This is a genomic window from Paraburkholderia sp. GAS38, assembly GCF_050434965.1.
Lineage (GTDB): Bacteria > Pseudomonadota > Gammaproteobacteria > Burkholderiales > Burkholderiaceae > Paraburkholderia > Paraburkholderia phenazinium_A.
This window is the reverse complement of record NZ_JBNDJO010000022.1, coordinates 76,278-90,263: the sequence shown is the minus strand read 5'-3', so window position 1 is coordinate 90,263 and position 13,986 is coordinate 76,278. Positions and strand designations below refer to the sequence as shown.

The 13,986-nt window shown below is 60.7% G+C and carries 11 protein-coding genes; 3 read left to right on the top strand and 8 right to left on the bottom strand.

Features of this window, described 5'->3' with window-relative positions:
- Positions 1–17 precede the first annotated feature (17 nt).
- From ligK to P3T42_RS35080, 5 genes are all read right to left on the bottom strand, one after another.
- Positions 18–701 carry a 4-carboxy-4-hydroxy-2-oxoadipate aldolase/oxaloacetate decarboxylase gene (ligK, locus tag P3T42_RS35100; RefSeq protein WP_074294197.1) on the bottom strand — a complete coding sequence of 228 codons (684 nt, stop codon included), beginning with the start codon at positions 699–701 and terminating at the stop codon, positions 18–20.
- A gap of 2 nt (positions 702–703) precedes the next feature.
- Positions 704–1,729: an amidohydrolase family protein gene (locus P3T42_RS35095; RefSeq protein ID WP_429308589.1), complete on the bottom strand. Its 1,026-nt coding sequence runs from the start codon at positions 1,727–1,729 to the stop codon at positions 704–706.
- A 74-nt stretch (positions 1,730–1,803) separates the two neighbouring features.
- Positions 1,804–3,153, bottom strand: coding sequence for an MFS transporter (locus P3T42_RS35090; RefSeq protein ID WP_074294195.1), 1,350 nt, complete (start codon positions 3,151–3,153; stop codon positions 1,804–1,806).
- Between the two features lie 82 nt (positions 3,154–3,235).
- Positions 3,236–4,537 carry a gallate dioxygenase gene (locus tag P3T42_RS35085; protein WP_429308588.1) on the bottom strand — a complete coding sequence of 434 codons (1,302 nt, stop codon included), beginning with the start codon at positions 4,535–4,537 and terminating at the stop codon, positions 3,236–3,238.
- A gap of 482 nt (positions 4,538–5,019) precedes the next feature.
- Positions 5,020–5,274, bottom strand: coding sequence for a hypothetical protein (locus P3T42_RS35080; RefSeq protein WP_429308587.1), 255 nt, complete (start codon positions 5,272–5,274; stop codon positions 5,020–5,022).
- Positions 5,275–5,721: 447 nt separating this feature from the next.
- On the opposite strand from P3T42_RS35080, the gene P3T42_RS35075 reads away from it, so the two are divergent.
- Positions 5,722–8,049: a YjbH domain-containing protein gene (locus P3T42_RS35075; RefSeq protein WP_429308586.1), complete on the top strand. Its 2,328-nt coding sequence runs from the start codon at positions 5,722–5,724 to the stop codon at positions 8,047–8,049.
- A 19-nt stretch (positions 8,050–8,068) separates the two neighbouring features.
- Positions 8,069–8,815 (top strand): carboxypeptidase regulatory-like domain-containing protein, encoded by a 747-nt coding sequence (locus tag P3T42_RS35070; RefSeq protein WP_429308585.1) that lies wholly within the window; start codon positions 8,069–8,071, stop codon positions 8,813–8,815.
- Positions 8,816–8,904: 89 nt separating this feature from the next.
- Here P3T42_RS35070 and galU read toward each other — a convergent pair whose 3' ends face one another.
- Both galU and P3T42_RS35060 read right to left on the bottom strand, forming a co-directional pair.
- On the bottom strand, positions 8,905–9,789 hold the full coding sequence (gene galU / locus P3T42_RS35065; protein WP_074294190.1) for a UTP--glucose-1-phosphate uridylyltransferase GalU: 885 nt from the start codon (positions 9,787–9,789) through the stop codon (positions 8,905–8,907).
- Between the two features lie 641 nt (positions 9,790–10,430).
- A complete protein-coding gene (locus P3T42_RS35060) occupies positions 10,431–11,447 on the bottom strand; it encodes a GlxA family transcriptional regulator (RefSeq protein WP_429308604.1) in 1,017 nt (338 codons plus the stop codon).
- Positions 11,448–11,851: 404 nt separating this feature from the next.
- On the opposite strand from P3T42_RS35060, the gene P3T42_RS35055 reads away from it, so the two are divergent.
- Positions 11,852–12,319: a GDP-mannose mannosyl hydrolase gene (locus P3T42_RS35055; protein WP_074294189.1), complete on the top strand. Its 468-nt coding sequence runs from the start codon at positions 11,852–11,854 to the stop codon at positions 12,317–12,319.
- A 368-nt stretch (positions 12,320–12,687) separates the two neighbouring features.
- Here P3T42_RS35055 and P3T42_RS35050 read toward each other — a convergent pair whose 3' ends face one another.
- Entirely contained in the window at positions 12,688–13,953 is a 1,266-nt protein-coding gene (locus P3T42_RS35050) for a glycosyltransferase WbuB (RefSeq protein ID WP_429308603.1), read from the bottom strand.
- Between the last annotated feature and the right edge of the window lie 33 nt (positions 13,954–13,986).

The window sequence follows — 13,986 nt, the reverse complement described above, 5'->3', positions numbered from 1 at the left end:
ATGGTTGCCGCCCTTCTTCAATCGATATAGCGCAGTCCCGCTTGCCGCAGCGGCTCGCGCATGTTGTACATGTCCAGACCGAGCACGCCTGAGGCAAGCTTGGCCCGCTTCTCGCCTTCGAATGCTTCGCGCGCAGCGGCCTTTTCCAACACCTTCTGCGCCTGGGCAGCAGGCACTGCGACCACGCCATCGTCGTCCGCCACGATGACGTCGCCCGGATTCACCAGCGCGCCGGCACAGACCACCGGAATGTTCACGGAACCCAGCGTCGCCTTGACGGTTCCTTTGGCGGAAATGGCCTTGCTCCACACCGGAAACTTCATCTCGGTCAGCACCTGCACGTCGCGTACGCCACCATCGATAATCAGCCCTCGCGCGCCGCGTGCCTGGAAACTCGTCGCCAGCAGGTCGCCGAAGAAGCCATCGGTGCAGTCTGTCGTCACAGCCGCCACGACGATATCGCCGGGCTGGATCTGCTCCGCCGCGACATGCAGCATCCAGTTATCGCCCGGCTGCAACAGGACCGTCACAACCGTGCCGCCGGCACGCGCGCCGACATAGATCGGACGCATATACGGCTTCATCAGACCGGTACGGCCCATGGCCTCATGCACGGTCGCCGTGCCGAGCTCACCGAGCTTCGTGGCAACGTCGCCGTCCGCACGTTGAATGTTGCGATACACCACGCCTAGTTCATACATGTTTAGTGCCCCTTGATTTTCAGCGCTGCATCGAGTCGCGGATAGACGCGACGCGCGTTACCCTCGTAGATCTTGTACCGCTCATCGGCATCGATGTGCGCGGCCTCGACGTAGCGCTTCGTGTCGTCGAAATAGTGACCTGTCTCCGGATCGATGCCGCGCACGGCGCCGATCATCTCGCTGGCAAACAGGATGTTGTCCACGGGAATCACTCGAGTCAGCAGATCGATCCCCGGCTGATGGTAGACGCAGGTGTCGAAAAAAATGTTGTTCAGCAGATGGTCCTGCAGTAACGGCTTCTTCATCTCCTGCGCGAGTCCGCGGAAGCGGCCCCAGTGGTACGGCACCGCGCCGCCGCCGTGCGGAATCACAAAGCGCAGCGTCGGGAAATCGCGGAACAGATCCGACGTGAGGCACTGCATGAAGGCCGTAGTGTCGGCATTCAGATAGTGCGCGCCGGTGGTGTGGAAGCACGCGTTGCAACTGGTGCTCACATGAATCATGGCGGGGAGGTCGTACTCCACCATCTTCTCGTAGATCGGATACCAGTAGCGATCCGACAACGGCGGGCTCGTCCAGTGACCGCCCGACGGATCAGGATTGAGGTTGATCGCCACGTTGCCGTACTGCTCCACACACTTGATCAGTTCGGGGATGCAGGTGGCAACGTCCACACCGGGACTTTGCGGCAACATGGCGGCCGGAACGAAGTGATCGGGAAATAGCTGGCTCACGCGGTAACACAGCTCGTTGCAGATCGCCGCCCAGGTGCTGGAGACCTCGAAGTCGCCAATGTGATGCGCCATGAAGCTCGCGCGCGGACTGAAGATGGTCAGGTCGAGACCGCGCTCGCGCATCAGTCGCAGTTGGTTGGTTTCAATCGATTCGCGCAACTCATCGTCGCCGATCTGCAATTCGGCCACCTGCGGCCGCTCGGCCGGATTGCCAATGCCCGCGATCTGACGGTTGCGCCACGTCTCCAACGCCTTCGGCGCGGTGGTGTAATGGCCATGAATGTCGATAATCATCGTCGCTCCAAAAAACTGGTCCGATTAACGACGCAGCGCTACGCGTTCCATGCGTGCTGTCTGCGCCGAGGTGGTTAGTGTGCTGTCGTCGGCTGGGGAGCCGCCTCGCCGACGCGCGTGCGCTGAGCCAGCAGGATGGCGATTGCAGCCAGCGTGGCGGGAATGGCCAGCATCGCCAGAATGGCGCCGAATTGCCATCCGAGGCCGAGCAGCGCGCCGCCGATCGCTGAGCCAAAAATGCTGCCAAAGCGTCCCACTCCCAGCATCCAGCTGACACCCGTTGCGCGTGCAACCGTCGGATAGCGGCCAGGCGCAAACGCATTCAAGCCCGTCTGTGCGCCGCTCATGCAGAAGCCCGCGGCGAACACCAGCAAGGTGAGCGACGAGGACAGCGCGCCAATCCATCCGAGCGCCAGCACGCACAGCGCGCCGCCCACATAGGCCGCGCTGATTACCGGTGCCGGCCGGACCTTGTCCATGATCCAGCCCACCAGAATCGCGCCAAGCGTTCCGCCGATCTGGAACATGGCGGTCACATTGGCCGCGGTGCTGACCGTCAGGCCGGCATCCTTCATCAGCGTAGGCAACCAGCCGGTCAGCAGATAGATGACGAGCAGGCCCATGAAATAGGTCACCCAAAGCGCCGCGGTCATGAGGCCATAACCGTGCGAGAACAACACCCCGAGCGGCTTGCGCGTCGGCAGTGGCGGCTCGTTGGAGACGAAGGTCTCGTCGCCGGCAAACCGTGCGCCGCACACCCGGCCGAGGACCGCGCCAATCCGTGCGGCCGGCGCGCCGCGCACCGCCAGCAGACGGGCCGACTCCGGTAGCAGCCAGATTTGCAGCGGGATCAACGCCAACGGCAGCGCGCCGCCAAAGATCAACACAGAGCGCCAGCCATGCTCGGGGATCAGCCATCCTGCGGCAAAACCGATCAGCGCCGAACCCAGGTTGAAGCCCGTGAACATGATGGTGATCAGCAGCGAGCGCTTGCGCTGCGGAGCGTACTCCGACAGCAACGTCGTCGTGTTAGGCATCGCAGCGCCAAGGCCAATGCCGGCCAGCAGTCGCAACAGCGCCATCGTCACCGGCGAGTAGGTAAAGGCCGTCACGATGGTGAACACGCCAAACAGGAAAATGGACGTAATCAATACCCACTTGCGCCCGATGCGGTCCGACGCCGGCCCCGCCGCGAGAGCACCGATCACCAGCCCGATCGGCGCGGCGCTCATCACCAGACCAAAGGCCGGGCGCGAGATGCCCCAGTCGTGGATGATTGAGGGCGCAACGAAACCCATGATGGCGACGTCCATGCCGTCGGTCGTCACCACGAGAAAACACAGCGCTACCAGCAGCCACTGGTACGGCGAGATAGCTCGCGCGTCGATGAAGGCCTTGATATCAATCGTCTTTCCGTTTGCCATCTGTATTCTCCTGTCTCCTTGCGCCGGTTGGCTTTTGTGACCACCGTCGTCGTCGTTAAATACCGGGCGGACCGTCCGCCTCTTAGGTCTTCGTTTTCTCCGCGCTATCCCAATCGAGTTTCCCGCCCGTCCTGCCCGCTACCGAGTACAGGGCGCCGGGCGCATTGCGGGTGCGCTGAAACGCTTCCAGCGTTTCTCCGCGCATCGCCGCGTAGATGTGCAGATTCGAGACCCCGATCACGGCGCCGAGCTTCTCGAGCATGAAAAAGATCACGCCGTAGTGCAGCAGGCCGCGCCAGTCTCGGCGGCGAATGAGGTCACGTTCTTCCTCGCTCAAGCCTGCGGCTTCGAAGCTGGCCTCGGGGTCGCGCAGGAACGCGGCGCGATGCTCGGGTTCCACCATCCGGTGCAGAAAGTCGTTGATGCGGTAAGCCCGTACCGCCACTTCGATCGTGAACGGGTAGGTGCCTGCGAGCTTCTCGATGCCGGCTGTCTGGCTCTCCATGTGAGCCCGGTGGCGTTCAACGATCGAAGGATCCGTGCCGCCCTCCTCGCCTTCGTAGATCGCTGTCGCGATGCCTGCCATCGACGGCAGGTAGTAGCTGCGATGTTTGCAGGTGACGTTGGCGGAGAGCGCACCGCGCATCGTCAGCCACATGATCACTTCGGCGCCCTCGAAGCCGCCGAGTTCGGCGTATTCGGCAACGGTCATCTCCGCCAGTTGCTCCGGGTCGTGTTCGAACAGATCGAGGAAACGCTGGTCCCATTGCACATTGTTGAACCCCGCCCGCTCGCCATGCACCTGATGCGACAGGCCACCGGTCGCGAGTATCGCGACCTTGATATCTTCAGGATAACTTTCGATTGCGCGTCGCAGCGCTTTTCCAAGCTTGTAGAAACGACGTGCACTCGGAACGGGCAACTGCAGAACACCCATCTGGAGCGGCACCAGTTTCACCGGCCATTCGGGCTTGTGCGGGCACAGCATCGACAGGGGCGAAAAGCAGCCATGATCGAGCGCCCGGTTCTGGAAGAAGGACATGTCGAACTCGTCGGCCATCAGCGAGCTTCCGATGTGCGCAGCCAGGCCCGGATGCCCCTTGATGGCCGGCAGATCGCGTGCGCCTCCGCCCTCGTCCGCGACTTGCCACTCCGGCCCGACCCCTAGCGTGAACGCCGAATAGTGGTCGAAGAAAAACGATGTGACGTGGTCGTTGTAGATGGCCAGGATGACGTCGGGCTTTTTCTCGGCGAGCCAGTCTGCGACCGGTGCGAAATTTTCGAAGATCGGTGCCCAAACGGGATCGTCCCGCTTGTTCTTGTCGAAAGCAAAACCAATGGTGGGCGTGTGCGAGGCAGCAATGCCTCCAATGATCCGTGCCATACCTGTACTCCTTCAAAGACGCATTTGAACCGGCCAGGCGAACTGCACCACCGCCTGATTGCGTCGAAGGTAACCAGGTGGTCCGCGACTAGAAAGGGCGGGTTAACCAGATGAAATAGCCAAAACGCACGGGTTCCCATGGTTCCATGGTTCGTTTGGCGAGGCGGTGATTCGCTCGAAGCCCTACCTGTCAAGGCAATGGCGAGCCGCGATGCGGATCGGCTGCGGCATATGCACCGAGTTGCGGCGTCGGCCTACCGATAAGCAGATTAGATGGAGTGAGAATGAAGTCGCAAGCGTCGCTCGCACCACCCTCACGAAAGTCTCGGTAAGGATTGAAGCGAGGCATTTCCAGAAGCTGGGACGCCCGGTCAAGTTTGGTCAGGTTTGGTATTTGAAAGCGATCAGAATGCTGGCGGGCCCGCGCGCCGCGAAATGGACGAACTCCACGCGCTGTTCATAGCGGGTGTCTCCTCCATGCATCATTGGAATAGCGCGGCAAGAAGCGAAACGGTGCCAACCGGCAACGCCACCGTTGCTCCCCAACCCATCAGCTTCGCCGCACGGTCGAGGGCGAGGTCCGCTACCCCCCGTTTATGACGGGAGCGGTACGCCGGACTCAACGCCCAGTTGAAATGTTCGGTCACGGTCCATACCGCGTGAAGAAATCTCAGGAAGAGATAGACCGCGACCCAGACAAAGCAAAAAGTGAAAATCGCCGACCAAGCGCTAGCCATATCGTCTCCGTGCCCTGCTCAAGGCGCCTGGGACTGAATGTCTCATCTTCAGTCTCATGACGTTGGCCAAAACAATGAAATATTCGGCCAATCGCATGCGTGATCATCACGGTAAGTTGGTGGCTCCCAGCCTCGCCACAGCCGCCAACTTCGTGTCGTATTCCGACACCTGATGGCGGAAGTTTTGATCGTTCTATACGATCGATTCATCGACTAGAACTCCTTACTAAAGACCCGACCATCGCAGCGGCCGAAAGACCTGCTGCGGGATCGTCGGGGCCGCGTCCTCTTCTATTCCGTAAGCCAGGTCAACTCGACACCATTGGAACGGATCCCGTCAGTTCGTCACGCGGGCGCCGGATCGCTCACGTCCGTACAAAAGGATCCAGCAGATTGCACGCCAATCGACCTAGACTCGCTCCGCACGCGCTGGCACTCGGCGCGGCATTGGCATTTTCCGCGTCGGCGCATGCGGTCGATCCCGCGCTTAACTCGCTGGGCCAGGCAGGCGGCCTCGTTATCCCCTATGCATTCGCATTGCCGGAGGGCGTGGGCGAAGCCCAGTACAACGACTATATCGACCCGCGATACGGCAATCAGGCGACGGGCTCGCAAGTCTACTGGGGAGCGTTCGGAGTCTTGCCGTATGTCGAGCTGGCCGGCGGCCTGGCGAACTATCCGGGGAACGTGCCGGCACCGTACCCGGGCGCGGATCACATCATTCTTCGTCACCTGATGGCCGACGTTAAGCTCGAGGTGCCGAAGTTCTTCACCTATCAGCCGGCCATTGCGTTCGGCATGACCGATATCGGCGGACAAACCCACTTCTTCCGCTCCCGATACGGTGAAGTGTCACAGCCCTTCGGCCCCCTCAACCTGACCGTCGGCTATGGCGAGGGCGATCGGCTCGATGGGGTGTTCGGCGGCGTCCAGCTCTCGCTGTGGCATACGGGCCTGTCGCTGCTGGCAGAAGACGATTCGAAGACACCTTACGCCGGTGTGCGTTATCAGTCGCCACGTATTAGCTGGCTCGCCGACGCCAATATCATCGGGACCCTCACGCGCGCGCTGAAATCGACGGACGGCGTTGCGCCGCGTACGTCGATCTCGGTGGGCATTCAGATCCCGTTCGGCAAGCGCTTCAGTGCGCCGCGCTGTGCAGGCGGTCTGTGCGGCAGCACTGACACGCAGACGCAACCGATGCTCGGAAGTGCGGACGTAGGTGGTGTCATCCCGCTACGCAGCTTGCCGGCGCCCCTGCCGGCGAGAGCGAGGGCGGCTGCGGCTGCACAACCCAATGACGTCGCCGAACAGGCGATTGCATTTGTCTCGCCGCTGCAATCCTACGCATCGGCCGTCCTGGCCGATGATGCATCCCACGCGCCCACCGGACACGCACCGGTGATTCCCGAGGCACAGGATCCCACCGCGCTCGATTCGATCGCCGCGCAACTGTTTGCCGCGGGCCTCGAACGCGTGCGTGTGGGAATCAGCGGGCAGGATCTCATCGTCGAATACGAGAACCACCGCTACAACCAGAATGAGGCCGACGCGCTTGGCATCGTGCTGGGCGTGGCGAGCCTGCATGCGCCGCGCGGCATCGAGCGAATCCATGCGGTCGTGAAGAAGGCCAATCAAGTGCTCGCCGACGTCTCGGTGGATCGCGACGCCTACGCACAATTCCTCGCCGGAGGTTCGCCCGCGGCGGCTAGCGCATCGATGACGTTGCGCATGCAACCAAGCTATGACGCCGATTCGATCGCATGGCACGGCGACGAACGACGCCACGGTCTCATGCGCATTCAGGTCTCTCCCGTGACGAGCTATCTATACGGCACGGAGTATGGAAACTTCGACATTTCGCTGGGCGCGCTCGTCGCGGGATTCGTGCCGCTTTGGCGCGGCGCTGAACTGTATGCAGGCTATATCGCGCCACTGTACAACACGACGAACATGGACGAAGGTCGAATATTCAGTCAGTACCGCCTGCGCGGCGGCCTCTACACCGCCGCATTGACGCAAAGTTTCTGGCTCCTGCCGCAGGTCCTGAACGTCGCGGCCGTGGGCAAGTTCGACTATGACTACCTCGGCATCGAAAACGAAACCACGGCGTTCGTCCCCGGCCGTCCCGACATCGTCCGTCTGCGCCTTGCGTATCTGCACCAGGAACCCGGCCACGATACGTTGCCGCACGAAACGAACGCGATGCTCACCTACCGCTGGGTACAACCGTCGTGGAAGGTATGGATCGAGGCCGGCGTGGCGCGCTATGTGGGCGGCGACAAGGGGCCGCTCATCACCCTGACGCGCTGGTTCGACGACGTATCGGTCAGCGTCTCCGGCGAACATAGCGGTCGCGGCAGTTTTGCGGGCGCCGCCATCAGCTTCCCACTTACGCCGCGCCAGGGCATGAAGCCCGGTATTGCGCAGGTCGACGGTTCCGAACAGTTTGCCCTGAACTTCCGCACGCGCGTGGGTTCGACCAACTACCTCACGCCTGACGCGGCGGAAAACCTCAGCTTTCCCTATAGCACCGACCAGAATCGCCTGAACGACGGACGCTTCAGCGCAGCCTATTTCTCGACGCAACTCTATCGCATGCGCGACGCGTACGACCGCTACGCGAGACCTGACGACGTTCAGTCGAAACCGGATCGTCAAGGTGAACCGCCCGGTCCTTCTGCTGCAGCAACCGTGGGCTCGCCCGACGCGTGTGAAGCCGGTTTGCAGGACATAAAAAGGATGCAGGCGCAACCACCTGCCCATTGTGAGTGACTTTCTTTCGGAGAGAACGATGAAGCTATTTGACACCAGTGTCTGGCGCACGCTGCAGTTCGGATCGATCGCGCTGGCCAGCGGCGCGCTCGTCGCATGCGGGGGAGGCGGCAGTTCCGCCAATGGCACGATTCAGGGAACCGTGGCAATCGGCGCGGCAGTAACGAATGCGACCGTCCAGATGAGCTGCAAGAACGGCTCGGGCAGCGCGACGTCGAATTCGAGCGGAGCCTATTCGGATACGTTCAAATTCGATGGCCCGTGTCTGCTTACGGCGACAAGCGGTTCAATCGTGCTCAATTCGTTTGCCGCCGGCGCCGGCACCTACAACATTACGTCGCTCACGCAGTTGCTGCTCAGCTACCTCGCCGGACAACTCGGCACCACGCTGAACGGCTTGCTTGCCGGTCTCACGAGCAACACCACCTACCAGAACGCGCTGACGAACAGCACGGTCATCGCGAACGCGCAAAACGCTATAGCACAACTGATCAAAAGCACGTACGGCATCACGCTGTCCACAAACTCGTTTTTGACCGTATCGTTCACGCCGGGTCGACCTGGAGAGGACGCGGATCTCGACGCCCTGCTGGCAGCCGGAGCAATTACCAGCGATGGTCAACCCGCTGCGACTCTGGCGGCCGCGGCCGTTGCCGCGGGTGCCGCAGCGCCGATTTCAGCCGGCGGTTCGGGGGCGGCGACCGGCGGCACCGGTGGCACCGGTGGCACCGGTGGCACCGGTGGCACAGGCGGCGCGGGAACCTAAACCGCTACGAGCCGGATGTTTGCCTGCCGTCCCAGGGACGCGCAGGCCTTCGTCTAACCGGCCTCCAGGTGCCGCGCCGGATGCAGCGATTAAACAGGCTGCCGCAAAGCCAGATGCTCTTCAAGGTACGCCTGGAAATCGGCGCGCACTTCCGGGTGGCGCAGGGCGAACTCGACCGTCGCCTTCAGATAACCGAGCTTGCTGCCGCAGTCGAAACGCGTGCCGTGATACTTGTAGGCGAGGACCTGTTCGTCGGCGAGCAGCGACTGGATCGCATCCGTCAACTGCAGTTCGCCACCGGCACCCGGCTTCAGCGCGCGCAGATGTTCGAAGATCCGCGGCTTGAGCACGTAGCGGCCTACCACGCCGAGGTTCGACGGCGCCACTTCCGGCGCCGGCTTTTCGACGATGCCCGACATCTTGATGATCGAATCTTCCCATTGCTTACCGTCGACGACGCCGTACGATTTCGTCTCCGACGGCGGAATCTCTTCGACGCCGATCACCGAGCTGTGGTAATGGTCGAACACCTCGACCATCTGTGCCAGCACAGGCGGCTTGCCGTACAGCAGGTCGTCCGCGAGGATCACGGCGAACGGGTTGTCGCCCACCAGCTTTTCGGCGCACATCACCGCGTGGCCGAGGCCGAGTGCTTCCGGCTGACGCACGTAGAAGCAGTCCACATGGCTCGGCTTGATGCTGCGCACCAGTTCCAGCAGCTTGTCCTTGCCGCGCGCTTCGAGCTCGGCTTCGATTTCGTAGGACTTGTCGAAGTGATCCTCGATGGCGCGCTTGCTGCGGCCCGTGACGAAGATCATTTCGGTGATGCCGGCGGCCATCGCTTCTTCGACCGCGTACTGGATCAGCGGCTTGTCGACGATGGGCAGCATTTCCTTCGGGCTCGCCTTGGTGGCGGGGAGGAACCGGGTGCCAAGACCTGCTACCGGAAAGACTGCCTTTGTGACTTTCAGCATGAGAGATTCCAAGTGGGGTTGATGAATTCCGTGCGGATGTCCAGTGTCGATCTCAAGCCCGCGACCGAGCGCTGTTCGCCCGGACATCGCCGGTCCGCCCGCAGCAACACACTGGCACCGGAACATTAAAAAAGCCTGCTCTCCTAACGGAGAACAGGCTCAAGTTCCGAGGCACATCTGCTCGTCGTTCAGACCTCGTACATTTGCCGGTCCGCCGGACGACCAGCAGACAGAATAGGCTAGTCAAAAGTGGCGCAACAGCGAGTGGCGGAAACCATCATTATTTTGGCAGTGCAGCATGCGGCACGTTTGCACCCGCCTTACCATAGTCGAAACCGCTGATCTTCCTTCCTTATAGAGAACCATACGGGCACGCTCGAATCACACAATTTTTGACGTCGCAATCGTTTGCGCATCATGATTTATGCTTTATCCATTTATTTCATTAATTTTCCGGCTTATATCGCATCCTGCAATTTCTACCAGATTGCATATATGCCAATCTGATTTTCTAATCTTTTTTGGTCGAAAAGCGATGTGTCTGGATCAATGGAATAAGGCGTTTTAAAAACTCACCCCACTACGCCCGATTCGTAATCCGCGGCGTTAAGGCGGCTAATCCGCCATTCAGAGGCTGTCTGTTATGACGCCGCGTTCGTGAGACGCTTGCTGGCGCGGTACTCAGTTGGCGTTGTCGAAAGATGTTTGCGGAAAAGTTTCGAGAGCCAGCCACCGCCGCCCAGGCCGCAACGGCGCGCGATCTTGTCGACCGGTAGATCGGTTTCCACCAGAAGACGGCAGCACATGTCGAGCCGCACATACGACAGGTACTCCGACGGCGTGACGCCCATTTCGATCTTGAAGCGGCGCAGGAAGTTTCGCTCGCTCATGGCGGCAACCTGTGCGGCCTCGTCGATGGCGATCGGCCGGTCGCCGTTTGCCTCCAGCCAGCGAGCCGACGCCTGAATCTTTTCGCTCACGTAAGTGGGCGCGTTCTCCCGGATCGTCGCCGTAAAGCGCGCCCGTTGAGGCCGGGGCAGGACGTAGTCGGCAATCTGGCGCGCGATTTCAGGGCCAAAATCCTCTTCGACCAGCGCCAGCGCGCTTTGCAGCGGACTCGGAAAGACCGTCGAAACACCGATGTCGGGCGGACAGTATTGACAGATATCCGAAGCGCGACCGCCCAGCCGCGGGGTCGTGCCCGCGCGTCCGAATCCTGCGGCTTCGAGCAGCAAGCGCCCTTCGCCGATCGGCACCAACAGCTCGCTGCGCGGGCATTCGCGACGCAACCAGGTCGTCAGGCGCTCGTCACGTATGGCATTGCGCACCCCACCGCCGCCGCTGATAAATAGCGCGTGGAAAGCGTCCGAATGGCGACGCTCTTCGACACCTTCGGTCCAGACAAACACGGATGACGAACTGTCGACACGGCCGCCGACCGCGGACAGCAGGCAAACCTTGTAACGTGCCTGGCCGCTCGGAGACGTATCCGCGCCTGTGAGCGCATTCGCCGACTGAAAGATTTCCAGAACCGCAGCAGCCTCCGGCAGCGCAAAGCCGCTGAACAAAACTATTCCGATATTTCTCGTCGTACGCACGCCCTGTAAAACACCTGGCAGCTCTACGCCTTTCCTGTGAACCGCCTCAAAGCACTCCATCATTTGAATCCCCGGGAATTTAGTAGGTCCTCCAGCTTCCTTGGAGCTGAATTTATTCATTGAATTGATCGTACAAAAGATTCCGTGTCGCCATTATGCACTGGCGGAATCTGCCAACATGTTGGCGGATTCAATCAACGCGACGGTGAATTCAATTCGCCGCATGGGCTCACAATCGAAAATTGTGCAATTTTTACTTGACCGAAATGAACGGAAAGATTCACAAACGCTTTACGGTTCAATTCAATGCTCCATGTGAGGAAATGAACGTTTGTCGTATGCCGAAATTACCTTGTCGTGTTTCGCCAGGTTCCTCACAGGCCGGCTTTTTTCCATCACGATGCGCACTCTTCCGACCCGCCCCTGCAGCGGTCACTCGCAGCAGGAGCTCACACACAGTCATCATGCTTCCCATCGAGCAATTCCTGCAGACGATCGACGCCACCCCTTTGGTCGCTATCGATCTGATTGTTCCGAACGAGAACGGCGGTTATCTGCTTGGACACCGCGTCAACAAGCCGGCACAGGGGTTCTGGTTTGTGCCGGGCGGCCGCATCCGCAAGAACGAGCGGCTCGACGAAGCGTTTCGCCGGATTGCACGCGATGAACTCGGGCACACCGGCGTCGAGCGCGCCGATGCCGATCTCGTGGGCGTGTACGAACACCTGTATGACGACAACGTCAGCGGGCACCCCGGGATCTCGACTCACTACGTCGTATTGGGATACAAGCTGCGCCGCCCGCTCAAACTCGACAATTTGCCTAACACCCAGCACACCGCCTACCGTTGGGCGACCGGGGAAGAAATCCTCGCAGACTCAGGGGTTCATTTGAACACGCGAGTTTATTTTGGCGATGGGTTGCAGCGGTAGTGTTAGACCTCGCACTCGGATGCGGCCGCGGATGCGGCGGCAAGATGGGTTGCCTCGCATACCGCGCTTAAGCGTGCCAGGTCCTTTGCACTCAAAGGCAATGCCTCGCAGGCGCTTTTGACTAACCCGACGTAAGCATGTGCCCGGTCTGATGCAACCCTGCCGTTTAGCACGTCATGTCGATGCGCCCACAGTAGTTCGATGGTGGCTTCGACCAGTTGGGTGCTTTCGTCTTCTATGCGGGAGGGGGGGTGTGGCATCGATCTTCCTTTAGGAAAAATACTTCACATACGTCATGCCACCCTAAGCCAATGCCATCCGACTCCGGGAGGATCCCGACCGTTTGTCACGACAGCCGGCTTACGACGTCAAGAATCCGAACGCCTTACCGCCAACGCTGAAGAGCCGGAAGCATCGGCACGCAGCGCGCATAGTTTTGCCTCGAAATCGCTCAGTACAGCATCGCGCGACAAGACCGCTTGAGCGAATTCCCGACCCGCCGCCCCGAGGCGCGCCCGCTCGGCCGTGTTGCCAACCAGTCTTTCAATGGCAGAGACAAGCGAACTCGCTTCGCCCGGCGGTACCACTACACCACGGGGGGACACGGCTTCATACAATTCGGTGCCCGGGCTAGCCATCGCGATGACCGCTCGGCCGCTTGCGAGCATGCCCGTCAACTTTGATGGCATCACCAGATCCGCCGCATCGGCGCGCTGCGGTAGCACGTGAATATCGGCCAGGTTCAATAGCTCGTTCAGTCTCTCAAGCGGCTGCAAATCAATGAAGCGACAGTTGGGCAGATTGCTGCACGACGCTGCGATGCCCTCGCGTGCGGGGCCGTTGCCGCAGAACACAAAAACCACGTCGTCGCGTTTGGCAAACGCAATCGCAGCCGCCGCGAGCACTTCGAGGCCTTGCTTTGCACCCATGTTTCCCGAGTAGAGGACCACCGTCGCGGTGTCATGGATACTCAATTCTTCCCTCAGCCAACTATGCCGCTCAAGCGGATAGATCGATTCGGTGTCGGCCCAGTTCGAGAAGCGCACCACCTTGCCTTGCTCGATCCCCTTTCGCAGCGCGTGCTCGACCATCTTTCCCGAGATCGTAGACACAGTATCGAATCGCTTAAGCAGCACCCGCTCCAACGCGAGTGCCGTACGTTTTAGCAACGATCCTGTCAGCATTCCTAAACTGAATGCCGCGTCAACCTCGTAGTCCTGGATATGTAACCACGCATACGCTCCGGTCAGACGAGCAACCAGCCAGCCGGCGGGCGCATTCATCAAACTAGGCGCTATGCAGACGACCACATCCGGCCGCCAGAACGCGTGACGCAACAACGTCGGGAAGCTCGATAGCGCAAAACTCGCCAGGTGAGCAATGCGCCGTGCGCCTTTCGGCCGCGACGGTACCCATAGCGGCGCACGCCAGATATGCACGCCGTTGCGCCACTCGTTTGCATAGCGAAATGCAGAAAATCCCGTCGCCACACGCCATTCGGGGTAATAGGGCGGCGCACAAACGACGCGTACCTGGTGGCCGGATGCGGCGAGCGTTTCCGCCATCTCGGCGGTGTACTTGCCGATGCCGGTTAATTCCGGTGCGTAGTTGATGCCATATAGAAGAATTTTCATCGGGCTCCAGCGCGATATCGCTGCAAAATGCTG

What these genes read in the sequence shown, in the direction of transcription:
- ligK (WP_074294197.1), bottom strand. Translation starts at nt 701, where the DNA reads ATGTATGAACTAGGCGTGGTGTATCGCAACATTCAACGTGCGGACGGC.
- P3T42_RS35095 (WP_429308589.1), bottom strand. Translation starts at nt 1,729, where the DNA reads ATGATTATCGACATTCATGGCCATTACACCACCGCGCCGAAGGCGTTG.
- P3T42_RS35090 (WP_074294195.1), bottom strand. Translation starts at nt 3,153, where the DNA reads ATGGCAAACGGAAAGACGATTGATATCAAGGCCTTCATCGACGCGCGA.
- P3T42_RS35085 (WP_429308588.1), bottom strand. Translation starts at nt 4,537, where the DNA reads ATGGCACGGATCATTGGAGGCATTGCTGCCTCGCACACGCCCACCATT.
- P3T42_RS35080 (WP_429308587.1), bottom strand. Translation starts at nt 5,274, where the DNA reads ATGGCTAGCGCTTGGTCGGCGATTTTCACTTTTTGCTTTGTCTGGGTC.
- P3T42_RS35070 (WP_429308585.1), top strand. Translation starts at nt 8,069, where the DNA reads ATGAAGCTATTTGACACCAGTGTCTGGCGCACGCTGCAGTTCGGATCG.
- galU (WP_074294190.1), bottom strand. Translation starts at nt 9,789, where the DNA reads ATGCTGAAAGTCACAAAGGCAGTCTTTCCGGTAGCAGGTCTTGGCACC.
- P3T42_RS35060 (WP_429308604.1), bottom strand. Translation starts at nt 11,447, where the DNA reads ATGGAGTGCTTTGAGGCGGTTCACAGGAAAGGCGTAGAGCTGCCAGGT.
- P3T42_RS35055 (WP_074294189.1), top strand. Translation starts at nt 11,852, where the DNA reads ATGCTTCCCATCGAGCAATTCCTGCAGACGATCGACGCCACCCCTTTG.
- P3T42_RS35050 (WP_429308603.1), bottom strand. Translation starts at nt 13,953, where the DNA reads ATGAAAATTCTTCTATATGGCATCAACTACGCACCGGAATTAACCGGC.